The organism is Thalassoglobus polymorphus (assembly GCF_007744255.1).
GTDB classification, from domain to species: Bacteria; Planctomycetota; Planctomycetia; order Planctomycetales; family Planctomycetaceae; genus Thalassoglobus; species Thalassoglobus polymorphus.
Window position 1 is genome coordinate 4,251,456 of record NZ_CP036267.1, and the last position, 19,911, is coordinate 4,271,366.

Sequence of the window (19,911 nt, forward strand, 5' to 3'; positions counted from 1 at the left end):
GTAGAAATTGTCTGGTTTTGACTCTCGACATCAGTCAGAAGTCATAGCCAGACGAACATCTACTTGATCGGTCTTACTCATCCAAGCTTCGTTTTCTCTCTTCAATACGATACGCCTCAAGCAAATCACCTTCTTTGACGTCGTTGAAACCATCCAGTCGAATACCGCACTCGAAGCCTTCTCGAACCTCTTTGGCATCATCCTTTTCTCGTTTCAGAGATGCAATTCCATAGTTGTTCAAGATTGTCTGGTCTCGAATGACATGAACACGGTTATTCCTGTCGATCGTTCCGTTCAAGACACGGCAACCGGCAACTGTACCAGTTCGGCTGATCGAGAAGGTCCGCAGGACCAGGGCACGGCCGGTTTGCACTTCGACCCGCTCTGGCTTGAGCATCCCTTCCATCGCCTGTCGAATATCATCGGTCACATTGTAGATGATCTTGTAGCGACGGATCTGTACGCCTTCTTGGGAAGCAAGTGCTTCTGCACGGTCTTCCGCAATCACATGAAACGCGATGATGATCGCCCCTGATGAGGCTGCAAGGTAGACATCACTTTCGTTGACGCCACCGACACCTTCATGAAGGATCTTCAGTTTGACTTCATCGTGTTCGAATTTTTCCAACTCATGGCGAATGGCTTCAATTGAACCTGGTGTATCTGCCTTCAAAATGAGAGGGAGATCCTGAATCGATCCATCGCGATGAGCGAAGAACGTCTCCAGAGACATTGGTCCACCACGAGTTGCCAAAACGGCTGCTCGCCCTCGATCTTCGCGTGTTTCAGCAATTTCGCGGGCTTCATCGATATCGTCCATGACGAAAAAACGTGAACCGGCATTTGGGACTGTGCTCAAACCTGCGATTCGAACAGGAGTCGACGGACCGGCAACTGTGAGTTCCTGGTCTTTATCGTCGTACATTGCACGAACACGGCCATATGCTTGTCCACAACTGACAATGTCGCCAATCTTGAGGACTCCACGTCGAACGATCGACCACGCAATTGGGCCTCGTCCTTCGTCCATAAACGATTCGAGACAAGCTCCCTCTGCGGGGATGTCTTCAGCAGTCTTGTATTCCTGAAGCTCAGCTGTCAGCAAGAGAGTTTCAAGAAGATCGTCCACTCCGGTTCCGGTCAGTGCGGAGACGCGGATCACTTCGACATCGCCTCCCCATTCTGATGGGAGAATGCCGTGTTGGGAGAGATCTGTGAGAACTTTCTGTTCGTTGATGTCCGGAAGGTCACACTTGTTGAGTGCGACAATGATCGGCACACCAGCTGCCTTGGCATGGCTGATACATTCCACGGTTTGTGGCATGACACCATCATTTGCTGCAACGACAAGGACAATCATGTCCGTGACGTTTGCTCCACGAGCACGCATTTCACCAAAAGCTGCGTGACCGGGAGTATCAACGAATGTCAATTTGCTTCCATTATGGGCAACTTGATAAGCCGCAATGTGCTGAGTAATTCCACCTGCTTCGGAGTCCACAACATTTGTAGTCCGAATTCGGTCGACGAGAGTTGTTTTTCCGTGGTCAACGTGTCCCAGAACAGTGATAATCGGCGGACGTTGAACCAATTCGACGTCGAAGTCTTCATCCCGACGGTCGAGTCGATCCATGAGCGTATCTTCGAAATCTGCTTCGTGTTCAATTTCCAGATCGACACCGAGTTCCATGGCAATCTCTAAAGCCATTTCATCTTCGAGTGGATCATTGATTGTCACCATTTCGCCATGCTTGAACATGACGGTGATTAAATCACGAGCTGGCCGCCCCATCGCTTCTGACAATGACCGGACCGTCATTGGCGACATGACAACCGCTTCGGTCTTCCGTTCAATGGGGCTGTTTCGGCGACTACGCTTATTGGTTTTGACAATGACGTGATCATCTTCGTCACCGCCTCTCCGTTTCCGTTTCGAACGACGGCTTTTTCGAGCTTCTTCAAGGCTGAGACCTCTCGAACCAGATTTGCCGCGTCGGGCATCACCAGATTCTTCCTCAGACTTTTTACGCGTATCGTCACGGTTCTTTTTAAGAATATCCGCAAGCTTATTCTTTTTGAGAACATCGCCAGTCAGAGCCACGTCTGGTTTTAAGACAGGGCCTTCTTCTTTTTTCTTGGGAGTTGGCGGCTTGTAGTTCGGAGTGGAAGCAAGGGCTGGCAGAGCAGGACCTTTCTTCTTGTCTTTTCGCGGCTGACGATGTCGCATCGATCCTTGGGGACGCATTTCGCGCATCCCGGAACCGGTTGACGATCCGCCTGTTGGATCGATGTAGTCAGACCGGCTCATTGCCGGAGTTCCAGGATCGACCTGTTTCTCAGTCGGTTCGGGTTCAGGCTCAGATTCGGACTCGTCTGATTCTTCTGCTGAAGCAACTGGTGGCTCGGCGGGAGTCGCCGGCTCGACATGCTCAGCGATGGCTGGCTCAACTTCAATTTCTGAAGGAGCCTCTACAACTTGGGGCATTCCGGATGGAACCTCTTCAACTTCTGGTGGTGTGGTCTCGACGCTCTCTTCTTGTTGCTCACTCGAAGTTTCTACAACTTCCTCTGGAGCGGATTCCTCGAGCGGAGTTGCATCTTGGGTTTCGGCGACAAGAGGTTCCTCTTTCGCCTCCACGGCTTTTTCTTTGCGTGGTGCGCGTCGCTGTTCAACTTTAGAAGCTAAAGGGCCGCCTCCCGCTAAATCTCGAATTTGACGAGTGACGCCAGAAGCGTCTTCACGAACAGGTGCAGAGATATCAACTTCCGGTTCAGTAGTCGGAGCGACCGTCCCGGACTTCAGTCTTTTCAGATGGTCCAATACAAGATCGCGTTCAGCAGGCGAAATACTCGCCAATGCAGAATTCTTGACCGACAAACCGGCGTCATTGCAATGCTGAATCAGTTCTTTGCTGTCGAGCCCCAGCTCCTTCGCAAGTGCGAAGATACGGATCTTCAATCGACACCCCCCGTGAAATTTTAAAACTCGGCCTGAATTGGCCAACTGTGCTCTGTAATTTGCTAGCTTTGTGATTTTGCTCTAACAAAACCTGAACAAAGGATCGTAAACCGTGTTTATCACTACGATTTGAATACTATTGTCAGGGCTGATGAAATGTTAGGGCTGATCAGTCAATCACTGAATTCGAGACTCCCGTTCATTCCGGGAGTTCACTGAATGCAGTGTGCTGATTTACGACTCACTCTCCGGCTGTAACTTGTCTTGCTGGTCTTCTGCCCCGGAGTCTGCAACGACATCGTCTTTAGGTGCATCACCTTCAGCTGCACTGTTGACAGCGACGTGATCGGCAGAGGCCTGCATATCTGCGTTTTCTTCAGTCTTCTCTTCAGTCGAATTGGCTGAGGCTGCAACTTCTTCTGCTGCAACTTCAGCGTCTTCCGGCTTCGCCTCTTGTGTTTCTTCAGCTTTCGCTTCTTCAGGTTTTGATTCGGTTTCTGCCTGAGGCGTTTTCTGGGCTGCATCCTCTGGAAGCGACGTTCCCGTCATTGCGTCCAGGGCGGCTGCCTCTTTTTCGACACGGCGAGCTTCGCGTTCGAGCATCTTTCGCCGCTCTGTTTCGTGTTCCTCTCTCTCGGCTTCTCGCTCGGCCTGCTCGACGATTCTGTCACACTCTTCCGCACTGTAACCACTCAGCTCTTGCAGGTGGTCAGGTTCAATCACGGACAGATCATCAAAGCTGAAGAATCCTTGCGAGACCAGTGACTCTGCGAGATCATCTGTGATCCCTTGAATTTGGCAGAAAGCGGCAACGGACCGTTCGAGTTGTTCGTCCAACTCGTCTTGAGTCATGACTTCAATGTCCCAGCCGACCAGTTTCGATGCGAGTCGAACATTCTGACCTTTTTTACCAATGGCCAGTGAAAGCTGGTCGTCCCGGACGAGTACAATCACTCGGCCGAGCATTGGACACAAGATCACGTCCTCAACCTCTGCCGGTTGCATGGCATTCGGTATGAGAACCTGCAGTGAGTCGTTCCAGCGAACGATGTCAATACGCTCTCCATCGAGTTCGTCGACGATCGTTTTGATACGCGAACCACGCACTCCAACGCAAGCCCCAACGGCATCAATATTCGTGTCGTAGCAGGAGACTGCAACTTTCGAACGATAACCAGCTTCTCGTGCAAGCGAGCGAACTTCAATCACTCGATCGGAGACCTCTGGGATTTCGACCTCAAAGAGTCGACGGACCAGATCTGGATGCGTTCGGGACATTACGACTTTTACCCGACTCCCGGCTTTACGGACATCGAGAACGACAGCTCGAACCCGATCTCCTACGCGGTGTGATTCACCAGGAATCTGCTCACTCTTGGGGAGAATAGCTTCAATCTTACCAAGGTTGACGGAAGTCACACCATGGTCGCTTCGAGTGACAGCTCCATTGACAAGGTGAGATCGCAATTCCAGATATTCATCGTAAACGGAATCACGTTCCGCTTCGCGTATCTTCTGGATCATCACCTGCTTCGCTGTTTGGGCTGCAATGCGCCCAAGAAGCTGGCCGAGCTCGTCAGAGTCGAGCGGTGTTTGGTCTATCTCAGCGGAGACTTCACCAGTCTTCCGGTCGATATGGACGGCGATTTCGCATTCTTCGCCGTAGTGCTTCCGCGCAGCCGACAAGATCGCGGCCTCAATGCCGGTAAAAACAATTTCTTTCTCGATGCTCTTATCACGATGGATGGCGTCGACTATACGTAGGACCTCAGTGCCATTCATGCTCGGTTGCTGCCATCAGGATGAAAAAAAAGAGTGGGCGTTCGTCCACTTTGGACAAATGTCCCACTCGCCGTGATCCACCAGAGACGCTATGCCCTCGATAAGTCATTGCAACGATCGCAATCACTTACAGATGCCGAGCACCGGTCGTTGTGAACGCCAATGCCTACATGGGCAGCCTCTCATCTTCACCGGGGACTCCCGGCTAGGAACGATTAATTCCGACGTAATTCTTAACTTCAGTGAGACAAGATATGTCTCCAGCCCTCGAAAGTCAACAATCGTTGACCTTCAGATCACCACAAATGCTGTATTCATAAGGAAAAGCGGAAGAAGGGCCTCCTTCTTCCGCTTTGCTCTATTTCACTAAAAAAAACGCTGAATTAGCGAATTCCGACTGCGTCCTGAAACTCGCGAGCCAGCTCACGTCGAATTCCACCTTGAGCGTCGTATCGACCGAGCCAGTAATCCTGTTCGGCAGGACTAGGGTCACGACCAACGAGGTATCGATGAATTTGAGTGATGTAAGTCACTTTGTCACGACCGCAGCGGTTGAAAAACTGATTGTGCCCCAAAAGTTCCAGTTGAACCTGTTTCAGGGTGTATCCCCGCTGCAAGGCATCCAACCAGACTGTCAACTCTCGATCTGAAGGCGGTCGTCCCAGGTACTCGTTGAACCACTTAACAATGGTCGCAATTTGAGCGTCCTGATCGATTTGCGTCGGAGTGTCGTACTCAGGACGGACTGTTTCGAGTCTCATCGCGACAGGGCGACCATCTCCGTAGCCTTGATTGTTTACAGTGTAGGTTTGAAGAGTTTTGAAAGCGGACCGCCCTTTGTCGAAGACCTGTGCAGACAACACGTACTCCCCACGATGGGAAATCTGAGAAGGGTCATACTCCAGCACAAAAGGAATACTGCGGAGGTTCGCGTTGTAATTGTTCAGTTCTTTGCGAGCAATCGTCAGTGGAGCGGCTCCTTGACGAACAATTTCCTGAAGTTCCACAACGACCAAGCCGTTCTGTGGGAATTTCTGATTCGATTGTAGAGCAATCGACCCTTCGACTTTTGAGAATGACGAGTCGAGCTGAACAGTAATATTCATCAATGAGTGCGAGCGGTGGTCTTGAACGAGCATCACGACCATGCCGTTGGAATCGGCGTGCCGCTCGAATTCACGAGACATCTCGTACAAATTGCCATTCACAATCCCAACCTGATACCCATGGACAGCAACGACGATATCATTGGGTTCCAGCCCTGCGCGAGCTGCGGCTGAGTTTGCCAGAACTTCGTGAATCTGAACACCAATATCAGTATCTCGCGATAGAACCCCTAAACGCCAGCGATTTTCTACTGGGTTTTGAGTCGGCGGGACGTAGTTCGTTCCCGGTGTCTGAATTCGCACACGTGACTGATTACTGGTCTCGTTTTGGTAGACACCAGGTTTTGGGTTCGGAACGGCGATCCCGTTCACCTTGGGCGTCACAACTGCTGGACCAAAAGGGTTATAGATATCCTGAGGCAGGAATGGATCGCTCTGGGAACCCAACGTGTTAATCCCACCTTGCCCAGGTAAGTTCGCGGGGTCAAACTGATTAAACGGCGTTGATGGGGTCGGTGTTGTCCCCGTTCGAGCTTTGTCGACCGCGTTTGCTGCTGTGACCAAGGTTAGCGTTAGGCAACTGGTCACGACAGCCGTGAATGAAATCCGTTTCATTATAGTGCTCCACACAGGCTGGTTGTTTGAGGTTGGCTCTCAAGAAAGCCTTCTGAGTTGGTTAAGGTTTCACAGCGTCTCACTTTTCAGCGAAAAGCTTAAAGGCTTTTTTAGTTGAGTTGTTTTTCGCCAACGGCTTGCAATGAAATATTTGCAGCCCCAGCTGGGATCGGTAGGAATCCTGAAACGACAACGTCTTGCTGACCACTTTTGCTGAAGACGTACTTAATGAACTCCATCTGCAATGGATTCAATGGTGTTTTAGGATTGTGGTTGACAACTAACTGCAGGCGACGAACAAGCGGATAGGCAGTGTTGTAGACGTCCACTGGTGCTTCGCCGGTTCTCCACGAGATCGGGACAAGTTTGACATCTGGGTTGTCGAATGTTGAGCCCGCAAACCCGATGCTCCTCGCATCTTTAGCGATGGCTTCGATCAGTTGTGGATTCGATTCGTTTGAAGTCATGTCAGGTCGAAAATCTCCTCCGCCAAGAATCGCGGATTGGAAAAAGACCTGTGAACCAGTCGTTGCTGAGCGGCCTTGAGGCAAGATCGCCACTTTGGCCCATTCGCCTTCAACACCCACATCGCCCCAAGTCCGGGCAGTTTTCGCTTCACCCCGTTTGAGGGATGTCGAAAAAATCGCATCGAGCTGCGAAAGGCTCAGGCTTTTCACGGGATTGTCTTTGTGGACAAAAATTCCTTGTGGTTCAAGAACCGGAGTCAGGATTGTGGGAACGTAACCAAACTTTGCGTGAAACGCTTTCACTTCATCTTCTTCAATAGTCCGACTTAGCAGGCCGAAGTTGGCTGAACCGTCGATGACTGAACCGACTGCGTTTTCCGAGCTCTTCACCTGGATGTCAATTTCGACATCTGGGTACATCCGCCGAAAGCTCTCGCCCCAAATGGCAGCCACGTTCGACATTGAGTTTGAGCCAATCAGGGTCAGCTTCCCCTTAACGCCTGAAACACGTCCATAAGAATTCAGAGTCGGATCAACCGCGCTTTGAGCGACGGGGGCTTCCCCCATTGAGTTCGAAACGGTCGATAGCAAAACCGCCACGCATAGCAAGCTCTTTGCTGTAAGCAACTTCATATTAGTTCCCTCCTGGGTCAATGACTGCGGTCCACTATGGATGAAGTAGAGTGATACCGAAGTTCTTTCAAGAGCCCCATCCATTGGGGATCTTGGGCGCATCAGCCAATTCTGCCGGAGTATAGCGCGGTTTCCAGAATCAACTCAAGATGAATCTGAAACATGGTTTGAGGAAGTCTCAGGACGCACTACTTCTTTGCTGGATCAATTTTTGAGAGAGAACAAAACTGGCCAAGCCGTGAGCAAAAAACGGGGACTGTGATGTGAATACCCGATCGTCACGGGGAGGATGAACCTCAACCGCTTACAGTTTCGCACAGTTAAACATCTCGCACAGTTTAATAGCTGTGCGTGCTGCAAGTCGTTACGAGAAATCAACCAGCGGAGCAATTGCGATTGGACTTGCCAAAACGTACCTCGCGAACAACAGAAGCGCTGCAAGTGCTTCTAGAGCAACTTGCTCTACCGTGTGCCCGTGAAGAACGCCTTTTGCTAGCAAAAATGCTGTTTGCCACGAGGCAGATCCTTCAAACCAATTCGGAAGATGCTTCTAGCACACCTCATTTAAGGACGGCAAGCAGGGAGAAACTCTTGCAAAACAGACAAGCGGGACCTGAGAGTGAGCCATCGAGACCGTGAACGCAGCATGACGTGGCCAAAAAAATAGGGAGGCTCAGAGACTACCTCCCAAGCACCTGAAACAAAAACTTAAGGCTGCTCGGTTTCCCGCCTGACCTGGTTCGTTAATGCCTCACCGCAAGGAAGGTAGCCTCTGAACCTCCCACTCTGGGCGTAACTTATCGCAGTCTCGGCTGAGTTGCAAACCTTGATCTGGAAATAATTTAGTCCAATAAAACTTTCGCAAGCTGACAAGAAACGGGGAGCTCGCAACAGTTCTAGCAATCTTGCGGGGACTCTTAAATCGAAACTCCACAGCAGCGGGGAGGCCAGATTCAACAATATTTGTACGATTTTCCTCGAAGTTGTACATTTTCCAAGTTTTCTCAAAGTTATGTTTGAGAATCGGTTCTCAAATTTGGTAATATCAGATCCAGCATGTCAAACGAGTTCGATCCCTGTCTGGCGGTAGCTCTACCGCAAGGATCATTCGAGAATTCAGTTCCCCCCTGCATTTGATGAGAGGAGTTCCCATGACTCACAACTCGCTTACCGCTCGTGATATCATGACACGAAAAGTCATCAGCCTGACTCCAGACCAAGACCTGTTTGAGGTGATGAGTCTGTTGGTGAAGAACAAAATTTCCGGGGCTCCTGTTGTTGATCGAAATGGCCGCTATCTTGGTGTCTTCTCAGAGAAAAGCTCTATCAGCTTACTCATGGACGCTGCGGAACGTGGAACTCCTACAAACCGGATCGAAGCATTTGTTGATACCGACGCAGAGACTGTCTCGCCAGGCACTGGCCTGTTGACGATTGCTCAAATGTTCATGTCGGCACAATATCGACGGCTTCCTGTTTTGGAAAAAGGTCGTGTAATTGGCCTGATCAGTCGTCGCGATGTCCTGAAAGCAGCTCATCGCTTTATGGACCCCGTGGAACCGAGCGACTCCGGAATTTTGTACCTGAGCTCTACTCGAGATCGCAGCCAAGCTCCGGTCGCTTGAGGCAGCCATCACTCTCGGGAGTTTCAATGCCGGTGAAGTGACAGCGATGGTTCTCTTTGGAATAGCGCTGAGCTTCACGAGGCAGGTTGCGATGAGAATTCATAAAATGAACTCGAAGCGCTCTGCCTATTACGTTCCATTCAAATCGGAAGGGTTACTCCATTTTTCCCACACCATCTGTTATACCGCTCTCGGATCATTTGACCGATACTGGTCTGTGGTCGTGATGTCTGTTCGACAGGCGAATTCGCATAGAGCCATCTAGAGCATCTTTCGAATTGGTGTTCAGATTCTGTGTCGTGGCGAACAGCATATTTACTAAGCTGATCCTGAAACTTGAAATCGCTCTCTCAAACGTTGAGGAAAGCGACCATTCCAGTGGTTTTCGGACTGGTTCTAGAGAAATGCGTTCTTCACGGGAACACGGTAGAGCAAACTGCTCTAGGTCTGATCTATGCCAGGTGATGAGAAAAATGTGATGAAGTTAGGCATTTACGGTGGGACATTTGACCCAGTACATCTGGGGCATTTGATTCTTGCAGAATCTGTTTGCGAACAACTTTCGCTCGACGAAGTCTGGTTCGTTCCGGCATTTCAAAATCCGCACAAGATGGGGAGAGCGACGACTCCTCCCAAAGCAAGAATGGAAATGCTGCGGTTCGCAATCTCAGGGAACCCACGATTCCGGCTCTGCGACCTGGAAATCAAGCGAAAAGGGCACAGCTACACATTTGAGACATTGCAGGCGATTCAGGAACTGCATCTCGATGCCGAAAAGTATCTGCTCATTGGAGCAGATTCGTTGACGGATTTTCCGAACTGGCGCGAGCCGGAAACGATTCTGAGTCTTGCGAAACTTGTTGCGGTGAACCGAGGCCGGTCGCCAGCGGTAATTCCGGAGTATCTTGAACCGAGCCAGGTTTGCCTTCTTGAGATGCCTGCCATTGATATCTCGGCAACAGAAATTCGCAATCGTTGTGAAGCAGGCCAAAGTATTCGCTACCTGACTCCACGATCTGTTGAACTCTACATCTCAGCGAACCAGCTTTATAAGCCATCGCCCGAGGAATCTGAAACGACATGAATCTGCCCTCGCCCAGTTCGTTTCGCAGCGTACATCGCCTGGTCTGCCCGGTTGATCATCTCGTCTGCTGAGAAATTTTCAGGTGATGAAAAAATCGCTATCCCCACGCTCCAGGTCATCGAATTCTCAATTTGCTCGCTTGTTGACGCCAAAGATTGCTGAAGCGCGCGAAGTCGATCAACGAGAAACTCTTCGTTTGTGGATAAGTACAAGATTGCAAATTCATCGCCGCCCCAGCGGGCAGCGAACTCCCCCTCAACAAGCGAAGAATCGATACGGTTCGCCATATCAATCAGGTACTGATCACCCGACAAATGACCATGAGTGTCGTTGTACGATTTAAATTGGTCGCAGTCGAGCAATGCGATTGCGAAGGGAGAGCTGTCGGGGTGATCGGAAGCTGACCTTGAATCAACGTAAGCTTTGAATCGCTTTAAGTTCAGCAAATTGGTGAGCGGGTCAGACCCCGAAATCGATTCGCGATCATCAATGATAGAGCGAACGACGGTCATCAATTGTGCCACGGCTCCAACAGAAAATGTTGCTCGAGCCGTTTCGACAATTGCCTGCTGGTGTAACTCCCCTTGAACGGCATGAAGAATAAGCATCCCCATGCATGTCATTCCCATCGTGTATGTCACGCCGGGCTGCTTGAACGTCCAGCCAGCGAGTGCAGAAAAAATGAGCAAAATTGATGGGCCGAGCTTTCCGGTCGACCACCCTAAATTGCTCCACTGGAGAATCAACAGGCACCCGACAATGAGCAGAAAACTCAATGCAGCAGAGTGAGATCTCTGGTGGTGAAAACGAGTTTGATTCCGGCAGGATGGGAGGCTGGAATCGTCTTCACGAGCACTGAAAAAATCCCTCATTGTCTTGGTTTCGCTCTGAGACTTACTCATCACCCTGTGATGGTTTCGGGTATTCAGCGATTTTCAGATTCCGGAATGACAAGTCTGTCGTTGGATCGTGACCTTGAATACTGATGTGACCACCTTCCAATCGTAAGCCGCGTCGAGGATTCGGATCTGGCTTACGATCATCAACCCAGTCAACGACATGGTACCCATCAACCCAGCAGGAGATTCGTGGCCCGAAAGCGATCAACGTTGCATTGAACCATTCTTTGTCATGGGCGACAACGTAACGTGCATCGACCCGACGAAAGATAGCTCCGGTGCCTGCGTTATTGGGTTGGCTGCGGTCCCCTTCGAATCCATTGTGGATCTGGTATTCGTAGCCGTTAGAAGGATTCTCTTCCGTCCCTGCCATCGCTCGAAAGAAGAATCCGCTGTTGAGTTCTTCTGCATGGCTGATCGCTTCGGACTGGAAGATAAAGTTTTGATAGGTCTCTTCCGTTTCAATAAAACCGGCTCCGTTCTTGACATGAATTTCGCCGTCCTCCACATTGAATTCACTCTTTGAACCTGGAACTTCACGCCAACCGGTGAGGTCCTTCCCGTTGAAGAGTGACTCGAGATTCAACGGCTTCAGCAAGATTTTTCGAAACTCAATTTGCCCAGAATTCTTTTGCAATCCAACGCGGCCGGTCGCTGCGACGTTGTTGTCAGAGGTGTAATTCAGCACATCTTGACCATTGTGCTGAACTTCGATTTTCGGACCATCGACTACGACGCGGAACTCATTCCAACCTTCTTTTCTTTCGACAGCAGTCTCTGTTTTTTGACGATTCACCAAGGACCCTGTCGAATATCCATCGGGATGATCGTCAGCGATATTTACCTCGTAACATTCTGTCGCGATATTTCCTGATGGGAACTGAGAACGCAGAAAGAGACCGCTGTTCCCGCCGGTTTTCATGCGGTATTCACAAACGAGTTCATAGTCCGTGAATGGGACGGTCGTCATTAAAGAACCGACCGGTCCTGAGTCAGCGACGATTGCACCATCTTTGACAGACCAGTTGATTTCGTCGTCTGTCGATTCCCATCCAAAGAGGGAGTGTCCATCAAACAGGCTGAGCCATCCCGCAGCTTTTTGTTCTGCTGTTAAAGGGTTTTCGTAAGGAACCGATGCCGTCTCGACAGTCTTCTTCGGTTGAGCCTTCTTAGCAGGTTTCTGTGCCGCTTTTGTCTCCTGTTCAGGCGGCACTTCCTGCTTTGTCGCAGTCGAAGCCTCTTTGGATGATGTCTCATTTTCGGGCGTTGGCTGTTCCTTGGCGCAGGAACTCATCAGTAATGTGATCAACGCAATCGGGAAGAAAAGGCGAAGCGAACTCATTCAGAAACTCCATTGTGGCATCAAGTTGAACGAGCACGTATCGTAGCGACCGGCGAGAAAGAATCCGACCGTGAGCCGCAGTTCAAATAAAAAAGACCCCGCTCAATCGAATTGAGCGGGGTCTTGATTTATCGAGCCTCGAAGAGGTTATGCCTCTGGAGGAGTATCTTGTCGGAAGACAAAGTTTTCGAATCGGAATTCGGAAGCGTTTCCGTCTTCGGTGAATGTTGTAAACAGTTTCCCCATGATTGTGTGGAAACGGTTTTGTTGAATTGAGTAGAAGTTGTGTTTGCCATCTCGGCGTGGGTCGATCAGTCCTGCGACGCGAAGCAAAGCCAGGTGATGGCTCACTGCAGGTTGACTTTGACCAAGACGCTCACAAAGGGCGGAGACGTGAAGTTCTTTCTCTTGTCCGAGCAGGAAGAGAATTTTCAAGCGAGTTTCGTCAGCGAGGAGTTTGAAAACTTGAACGAGATCTTTTTCAAGAGCGTTCGAAATTTTAGGAGACTTCGTCTCCTGATCAGCCTCATTCTGGTGAACGGGGGTTTCAGCAACCGGTTCAGCAAATTGAGTCATCATGGGTTCATCCTGTTTGTGAGTACTGTGGTTGGTCAGGCTGCCTGCCTGACTTGAAGTTGGATCTGTCTCGGACTGGCTGGTCGGCCTGGAGTCCGAATCTTGTTCAGTTATCGAATTTTGTTCAGCAGTTAAGCTTTGTTCTTTATTAGGGTGTTGTTCGGGTTTCGAACTTCGCTTCTCGGGCTGAGAAGAGGACATATCAACATCAGAGGCTGTGAATTCCGTACGAGCCTCTGGATCTTGGGATTCGTAATTCAAGTGTCGCCTTTCTTGCGAACGTTTAGCGCAACTCTTTACGGGACAAAGCTTTGGCAAGGTTTCATACCTTACGACCGGCTCTCAGCTCAGGTGAATCCGTGTCACCATATTAGTGGAGAATTGCTATTGAACTTGGTTCTGCCATTGAAATTGTGTTTTCGAGTCATGGGACCAGTTGAGCAAACTGTATTCCCAATGAAACCTGAAAAGTGTTCATGGCACAAGTCATTATTAGCACCAGAGGTGATCGGGTCAATAACTTCCTATGGGAGTCCAATCGGATCTTGGTAATTCCGAAACGTGAGAGGATTCAATCTGAAATTAAAGAGACGTCACCGCATCATTCTGAGTGTATCACACTACAGCAGTGTATCAAAATGCCTACTCAAGTTCACCGATAAAGTGCAAATATGCAACGGTGTTGAGAATTGCGAAATAGGGTGTCATCAATATGGCTCCTCCGATCGGGAAGAGACTTGAAATGAGTATTGCCCCAATTTTCACGAAAACCAGTACAAAACAGACGGAGAAATGCTTCACAGAGAGTCTAAGTGCTGTCCACAAACCACGAGCTCCCGAAACATTCTGATCGACAACGACCCGACCGAAAGGCCAGAGGAAAATTGGTGGAAGCAGGAATAGGAACAAACTCCAGTAAACAACCCCACCTGAAAAGATGTGTCCAATTGGTCCTTGAAAATCCATCGATTTATGAAAATCTGCTCGATCTGTTCGACACAAATCCAAATAAAACCTCATATGGCCAATGGCGAACATGGACATCGCGATGCCCCAGCCGAGCCCCGATGCGATCAGGAACATGAAAACCACCAAGCCTGGCCGATTCCCAACTGCTAAAGCGGCTGTGCCACCAATAAAAATGGCCAGAACACACGCCACGATCGTTAAAACAGCGTCTGTTACGGTCACGATGAGACAAGTCCCGAAGTGTCGCGTATAGAGTCGCCACGAAGTCGACAGGATTCTTCCGACATCAACATCGGCAGGTTCATCGAAAATCGGTGCGCCAACCCGATGGCTGCAAACTTTGCAAACTTTTTCGCTGGGGGATAAAACAGAATCGCAGACCTTGCAGCTTGTCTGGAGCTGTTTTTTCTTGGGAGCCAAGACGGGGACATCGGCCGGACCTGGGGTCGGTTCGTAATCAGCTTCGTAGTCAGCCTCGTCGAAATCTTCTTCATCGCTCCATTCTTCGACTTCATCGAAGAATGTTTCTTGCTCTGACTTAAGAGGAACCCAGCAGCGCCCTCCGCAGTGCGGGCAGGCAATCGAAAGCCTTGCTTTCGATTCTGGAGCGCGCAGATAGGCTTCGCAGTGTGGGCAATAAAATTCAATCGACAAGGAATGCAACTCCGGAGATCAACAGTTTGGTCACTCTTCTTCGCTGAGTGCGTCCATGACATCATCAGCGATATTAAAGTTCGCAGTGACACTCTGGATGTCTTCATTCGCTTCAAGCTCTTCAAGAAGTTTCAGAACTTTTCGAGCATCTTCGATCTCCAAGTCGACAGTCGAGTTGGGAATTTGAGAAAGCTCAGCGACTCGCGTTTCAATGTTATTCGCTTCGAGCACATCATTCAGCGATTGAAACGCATCGATTGAACAAGTGACTTCGTACACGTCGCCCGCTTCTTGAACATCATCAGCTCCGGCTTCGAGAGCAAGTTCAAAGAGTTCGTCGAAAGTGATGTTCTCCACCGGAATCGAAAAGAAGCCTTTGCGTTCGAACATGTACGAAACACAACCACTTTGTCCCAATCCTGAACCATACACTTCGAATGTTTTTCGAATCTCTCCGCCGGTACGGTTTCGGTTTTCCGTGAGTGCTTCTGCCATCACAGCCACTCCACCGGCGCCGTAACCTTCGTAGACGATTTCCTGATAATCTTCACCGTCCAGGTCACCACAGCCTTTTTTGACAGCACGCTCGATGTTGTCTTTGGGCATGCTGTTTTTTCGAGCTTTGTCGAGAGCATATCGAAGTGCGAGGTTCATTGCGGGGTCTCCTCCCCCGTTCCGCGCAGCGACGATAATGGCCCGGCTCAGCTTTCCGAATAAAGCTCCGCGCTTCTTGTCGATTCGTCCTTTCTTGTGTGCGATATTCGCCCAGTGGGAATGTCCAGCCATGCTTATCTGTTCGTTTCTATTTTCAAAGTGATGTTAATCGTTCGGTCTGGATCTTAATCCGATTTCAGTTTTGCTTTGATCTCTTTGAGTAATTTTTCACTTGGGTGAGGTTTCTCCTGTTCAATTTCCAAGGCTCTTTGAAAGTTCTTTTGAGCCTCTTCATGTTGGCCAAGTTTTTCCAAAGCATCCCCCAGATGATCAAAGATCGTGCTGTCGTCGCCGTTCTTCTGCTCAGTCGCCTTCGTCAAGTATTCGGCGGCTTCCTTGTAGTTTCCTTTTTTGAAAAGGACCCACCCCATGCTGTCGAGATAAGCCGGATTTTCAGGCTCGGACTCAATCGCCTTCTGAATCATCTTGTGCGCTTTATCCAGATTCTTGCCCTGATCTGCCCACAAGTATCCAAGGTCGTTGTTGGCCTGGGTGTTGTCTGGATCGTCTTTAAGCACTTCTTCGAGAATCGCCTCGCCTTTGGGGAAGTCTCCTTGCTCAACGTAAATCGCAGAGACTCTAAAGCGGGCATCCTGAACAACGCTCTGATCCTCAGGGAATGACTGAATCACTTTCTGAAACTGCGTGAGTGCTTCGTCAAGGTTGTGAGCATGATAGAGAATCCAGGCTTTCTGATACTCCAAGCGACCATGTAACTGTTCGGGGGCGGTACGGATCGCCTCGTCAACAGTTTTCAATGCCTGCTCTGTTTCGCCTTGAAACTCTTGACCGTAGCTGAGGAAGAACAGCAATCGCCATCGGTCGTTTTGCAAAGTACTCGATGGGTTCGCCAATGCTTCATTAAGAATTTGAATGGCTTCTTCGTACTTTTTGGCATCGAGCAAGTATCCGCCAATTTCCGTGTAGAGCAATGTGGGAGGATCGTTCCGCATCCCAATGGCAAACTTGTAAAACTCGATCGCTGCGTCTGCGTCGTCCGCCTCGGTCGCCAGTTTTCCCAGAATGTAAGCTTGAAGAAATTCCAGAGACGGTTCGTCTCCCTTTTTGAGAGTACGCGCGTGGTCAAAGACTTTTGTTATCAGCTCTTCGTTTTCTTTCAATGCGTCCAGTTGTGCTTCAAAACTTTCTGAAAGTGCGCGAACATCTTCCTGCATTTGCTCAAGCGTATCCTCGTCGTTTCCGCGTGGGATTCGCTGATAGGCTTTGGGGAGCAACTCGAAGATCTCCTCCGCGTTTCCTTCCTGGATCAGAATCGTTAGGAGTCCGACTTGGGCACGCGGGTCATTGACAGATTTTTCGCCCTGCGAGAACAACTCTTTTGCTTTGGGAAGTTCCCCATTTTTCAAGACAAGATCTGCCAGAAAGTAACGGAGCACGTCGTTTGACTCATCGTTCTTGAGCAAAGTTTCCAACCGGCTGATCAGCTCGTCTTCTTTGCCCAGTTCTTTCAGCAATGATTCCAGTAGTACGTATGGTGCGCGGCCTCGGCCTTGTTGTTGAGCGTCAAAGTATTCTTGCAAAGACTTGAGTGCTTCCTCTGGCTTTCCAGTCTGTTGGAAGACTGTGGCAAGGTTGAAGCTGTGCAGTCCGGGTTTCGCAACGCGATGCTTAGAGGCTTCTTCATAAGCTTTGAGAGCCAGCTCTGGTTTGCCAGCTTTTAAGAAGGTGTCTCCAAACTCGTCAAAGTTCTGACCGGGATTCTTCAACAGGTCATCAAGGTCGGAACCGTCGACGTCGCCATTCAAAATGCGATTCATGACCAGTTCGTATTTCTCGGCTGCCTTGTCAAAATCTTTGTTGAGACGGTGATACAATCCGAGTCCGATCTGAGTGAGCAACTCCTCCTTCGTGCCTGATTGAATCGAACGTGTGCCGAGTGCTCGCTCCATCAGGTCAATCGCTTGGTCGATTTTAGTCTGACGCTGATACACAGCTGCCATCACCATGACCAGTTCGTACCCCTGATCAGTTTTTTGAGCCGCCTGCAAGGCATAGTTCTCGGCTTCTTCCACACGACGAGGGTTGGTTAGCAGCAGGGGGATGATAGCTTTGTATGGATCGATTGAGCTTGGATCGAGCTTGATTGCTTGCTCGAACTCATGAAGAGCCGCTGGAATTCGACGTCGCTCCATGGCAATCCGGCCAGCCATGTATCGTGCGAGAGCGGACTTCTTCTTTTGCGATTGAGCAGATTCGGGATTTTTCGGCGTCATCGTTCGGACGACTTCACCAGTTTGCGGATTGATTAAACCTTCAAAGCGGCTTGCTCGTTGAGGCAATTCTGGCGTTGGTGGCAACTTTGTCTCTGCGATTGCGCTGGCAGCAAATACAAAGAGCAACGACATCGCTATCAAGATTGACTGAAAAGTTTTACGAGATGATCCCGTCATCATGATTCCTTTCTCGGTTTCTATGAACCGTGGATAAGATATGCTGAAATCATAGTCAATTCGTTTCCAACTGACCAACAGGAACCTGTTTGCAAAATTCTCGTTTTAGCCACCAACTCTCAGACGACGGGTGAGTCAGTTTCAGTTTCCTTAGAGTAGCGATGACGCAGAGAGAACGTGAGCCTGGGAGCCGACTCAAGTACAAATCTCCTCGACCATGCTGTCCAGAAAGATTTTTCGAGTGACTCAAGTACCAGGCGATATTTGTTCAACAGACCTGACAGGGAAAGATTGATCACATGACTGGTCTTGAGAGCCAAGCTTATGGAGAGCGGTCCAGAAGTTAGTGAAAGCGGCTTTCACGGGCACAATGGAGAGCAAGCTGTTCGAACAGGGCAGGGCCACGAAACCATCGTCCCGAATGGCTCTCCGGGACGATGATTCCTGCAGTTGATGGTTCCTGGCGACGACGAAGTGGACTCGCTTTTGGCTGCTGCAATTAAGCAGCGCCGACTTATGCAGCGTCGGCCTGATCGTGGTTCTGGTATTGGTTCAGCTTGTTGTAAAGCGTTTTCAAAGCGATTCCCAACTCATCAGAAGTTTGTGGTTTATCGCCGTTATACTTCTCGAGAGTTTGCATGATCACTTCTTCCTCGATCTCACGGAGCGTGAGTGGGTGAGTGAAGTTGGTGACCAGGAATGGTTTATCGGAGCTGCCAGCTTTTCTCGAAACGCTACCCGGAAGATGTTCCGGCTCGATCGTTTGTCCACCAGAAAGAATCACAGCATGTTCGACTGCATTCGCCAGCTCGCGCACGTTTCCTGCCCAGTCGTGCGAACGCATCATCTCGACAGCTTTGGGCGAAATCAGGTCGCGTCGCACTGAGGCACGCTTCGTGCATCGAGCAATCAGGAACAGTGCCAGTTCGTGGATGTCATCTTTGCGCTCACGCAGGGAAGGGAGACGAATTTCGAATGTATTGACTCGGAAGAAAAGGTCTTCGCGGAAGCTGCCTTCAGCGACCATGTCTTGCAGGTTTCGATTCGTTGCACACACAACACGAACGTCAACATTGAACGATTCGTTTTCTCCCACGCGGCGGACTTCGCCAGATTCCAGGAAGCGAAGCATCTTGACCTGCATAGATTTATCGAGTTCTCCAAGCTCATCGAGGAACAATGTCCCTCCGTTGGCGACTTCAATAAGACCTTTGCGAGGAGTCTCTGCTCCTGTGAACGCACCTTTTTTATGGCCGAAGAGTTCACTCTCGACGAGATTGTCTGGCAACGCACCGCAGTTGACTGCGACAAACGGCATTTTGGAACGGGAGCTGTGTTCGTGGATACTCCGGGCGACAACTTCTTTACCGGTTCCGGTTTCTCCGAGAATCAAAACACTTGAATCGGTCGGCGCGATACGTTCAACGAGCGTCTTGACTCGCTGCATTGGCTCAGTTTCGCCGATGAGTTGAGTCTTCCCACGGACCGACTGCAACTCTGTTTCAAGTGCCATCGCACGATTTTCGAGCGACCGTTTCGCTGCCACTCGATTAAGAACGTTGGCGATCTCGACAATTTTATAAGGTTTGCGAAGGAAGTCGTAAGCTCCCGAGCGAATCGCACGAATAGCATCTTCAATCCCGCCGTGACCGGTACTGATGATGATGTCCGTCTCGATCTTCTGCTTGTTGATGTGTTCGATCACACCCCAACCATCGATCCCAGGCATCTTCAGGTCGGTAATGACGGCATCGTATGCATTTTCTGAAAGAGCATCGATAGCTTCCTGACCACCTTCACAAACTGTCACATCGTGACCAATTTGTTCGAGCTCGTCACCCATCACCATACGGATCGGTGCCTCATCATCGACGAACAGCAATCGCAAACGCTGAGCGCCCTTTGCGCTCGCGTCGTCAGTCCTTGACGACATATTGACTTCCTGTCGGCTGCAACGACGCACTTAGAAATAAGGAACACTTACAAAACCTGAAGAAGCGATTGGAACTCAAGAGAATGACAATCGTTTCGAGAGTTTTGTCAGCGGCCTAAGTTTGTCGGTCATGAATATTTAT

The 19,911-nt window shown here is 49.9% G+C and carries 13 protein-coding genes and 1 other RNA gene; 2 read left to right on the forward strand and 12 right to left on the reverse strand.

Features of this window, described 5'->3' with window-relative positions:
- Positions 1–73: 73 nt before the first annotated feature.
- From infB to ffs, 5 genes are all read right to left on the reverse strand, one after another.
- Positions 74–2,959: a translation initiation factor IF-2 gene (infB, locus tag Mal48_RS15295; protein ID WP_145201299.1), complete on the reverse strand. Its 2,886-nt coding sequence runs from the start codon at positions 2,957–2,959 to the stop codon at positions 74–76.
- A 234-nt stretch (positions 2,960–3,193) separates the two neighbouring features.
- Positions 3,194–4,741, reverse strand: coding sequence for a transcription termination factor NusA (gene nusA / locus Mal48_RS15300; RefSeq protein WP_145201302.1), 1,548 nt, complete (start codon positions 4,739–4,741; stop codon positions 3,194–3,196).
- A gap of 383 nt (positions 4,742–5,124) precedes the next feature.
- The gene (locus Mal48_RS15305) at positions 5,125–6,462 is read right to left on the reverse strand and encodes a YbaY family lipoprotein (RefSeq protein ID WP_145201305.1); all 1,338 of its coding nucleotides are present in this window, start codon (positions 6,460–6,462) and stop codon (positions 5,125–5,127) included.
- A 110-nt stretch (positions 6,463–6,572) separates the two neighbouring features.
- Entirely contained in the window at positions 6,573–7,562 is a 990-nt protein-coding gene (locus Mal48_RS15310; protein ID WP_197441740.1) for a PstS family phosphate ABC transporter substrate-binding protein, read from the reverse strand.
- 675 nt (positions 7,563–8,237) lie between these two features.
- An RNA gene (gene ffs, locus Mal48_RS15315) (signal recognition particle sRNA small type) lies at positions 8,238–8,333 on the reverse strand.
- 380 nt (positions 8,334–8,713) lie between these two features.
- Between ffs and Mal48_RS15320 the strand changes: the two genes are divergently transcribed.
- Both Mal48_RS15320 and nadD read left to right on the forward strand, forming a co-directional pair.
- Positions 8,714–9,187: a CBS domain-containing protein gene (locus Mal48_RS15320; RefSeq protein ID WP_197441741.1), complete on the forward strand. Its 474-nt coding sequence runs from the start codon at positions 8,714–8,716 to the stop codon at positions 9,185–9,187.
- Positions 9,188–9,665: 478 nt separating this feature from the next.
- Positions 9,666–10,271, forward strand: a complete 606-nt coding sequence (gene nadD / locus Mal48_RS15325; RefSeq protein WP_145201314.1) for a nicotinate-nucleotide adenylyltransferase — start codon at positions 9,666–9,668, stop codon at positions 10,269–10,271.
- Here nadD and Mal48_RS15330 read toward each other — a convergent pair.
- The 7 genes from Mal48_RS15330 to Mal48_RS15360 all read right to left on the reverse strand — a co-directional run bounded on the left by Mal48_RS15330 (position 10,235) and on the right by Mal48_RS15360 (position 19,769).
- On the reverse strand, positions 10,235–11,047 hold the full coding sequence (locus tag Mal48_RS15330; protein WP_197441742.1) for a GGDEF domain-containing protein: 813 nt from the start codon (positions 11,045–11,047) through the stop codon (positions 10,235–10,237). The two genes, nadD and Mal48_RS15330, sit on opposite strands and share 37 nt — an antisense overlap.
- 118 nt (positions 11,048–11,165) lie before the next feature.
- Positions 11,166–12,512 carry a 3-keto-disaccharide hydrolase gene (locus tag Mal48_RS15335; RefSeq protein WP_231739616.1) on the reverse strand — a complete coding sequence of 449 codons (1,347 nt, stop codon included), beginning with the start codon at positions 12,510–12,512 and terminating at the stop codon, positions 11,166–11,168.
- A gap of 147 nt (positions 12,513–12,659) precedes the next feature.
- The gene (locus Mal48_RS15340; RefSeq protein WP_145201320.1) at positions 12,660–13,091 is read right to left on the reverse strand and encodes an ArsR/SmtB family transcription factor; all 432 of its coding nucleotides are present in this window, start codon (positions 13,089–13,091) and stop codon (positions 12,660–12,662) included.
- Positions 13,092–13,730: 639 nt separating this feature from the next.
- Entirely contained in the window at positions 13,731–14,711 is a 981-nt protein-coding gene (locus tag Mal48_RS15345) for a hypothetical protein (protein WP_145201323.1), read from the reverse strand.
- A gap of 30 nt (positions 14,712–14,741) precedes the next feature.
- The gene (locus Mal48_RS15350; protein ID WP_145201326.1) at positions 14,742–15,497 is read right to left on the reverse strand and encodes a YebC/PmpR family DNA-binding transcriptional regulator; all 756 of its coding nucleotides are present in this window, start codon (positions 15,495–15,497) and stop codon (positions 14,742–14,744) included.
- A gap of 53 nt (positions 15,498–15,550) precedes the next feature.
- On the reverse strand, positions 15,551–17,839 hold the full coding sequence (locus Mal48_RS15355; RefSeq protein WP_145201328.1) for a tetratricopeptide repeat protein: 2,289 nt from the start codon (positions 17,837–17,839) through the stop codon (positions 15,551–15,553).
- 511 nt (positions 17,840–18,350) lie between these two features.
- Positions 18,351–19,769 (reverse strand): sigma-54-dependent transcriptional regulator, encoded by a 1,419-nt coding sequence (locus tag Mal48_RS15360; protein ID WP_145201331.1) that lies wholly within the window; start codon positions 19,767–19,769, stop codon positions 18,351–18,353.
- Positions 19,770–19,911 lie beyond the last annotated feature (142 nt).

Coding starts and splice junctions, on each gene's coding strand:
- nusA (WP_145201302.1), bottom strand. CDS start 4,741: ATGAATGGCACTGAGGTCCTACGTATAGTCGACGCCATCCATCGTGAT.
- Mal48_RS15305 (WP_145201305.1), bottom strand. CDS start 6,462: ATGAAACGGATTTCATTCACGGCTGTCGTGACCAGTTGCCTAACGCTA.
- Mal48_RS15310 (WP_197441740.1), bottom strand. CDS start 7,562: ATGAAGTTGCTTACAGCAAAGAGCTTGCTATGCGTGGCGGTTTTGCTA.
- Mal48_RS15320 (WP_197441741.1), top strand. CDS start 8,714: ATGACTCACAACTCGCTTACCGCTCGTGATATCATGACACGAAAAGTC.
- nadD (WP_145201314.1), top strand. CDS start 9,666: ATGAAGTTAGGCATTTACGGTGGGACATTTGACCCAGTACATCTGGGG.
- Mal48_RS15335 (WP_231739616.1), bottom strand. CDS start 12,512: ATGAGTTCGCTTCGCCTTTTCTTCCCGATTGCGTTGATCACATTACTG.
- Mal48_RS15340 (WP_145201320.1), bottom strand. CDS start 13,091: ATGATGACTCAATTTGCTGAACCGGTTGCTGAAACCCCCGTTCACCAG.
- Mal48_RS15350 (WP_145201326.1), bottom strand. CDS start 15,497: ATGGCTGGACATTCCCACTGGGCGAATATCGCACACAAGAAAGGACGA.
- Mal48_RS15355 (WP_145201328.1), bottom strand. CDS start 17,839: ATGATGACGGGATCATCTCGTAAAACTTTTCAGTCAATCTTGATAGCG.
- Mal48_RS15360 (WP_145201331.1), bottom strand. CDS start 19,769: ATGTCGTCAAGGACTGACGACGCGAGCGCAAAGGGCGCTCAGCGTTTG.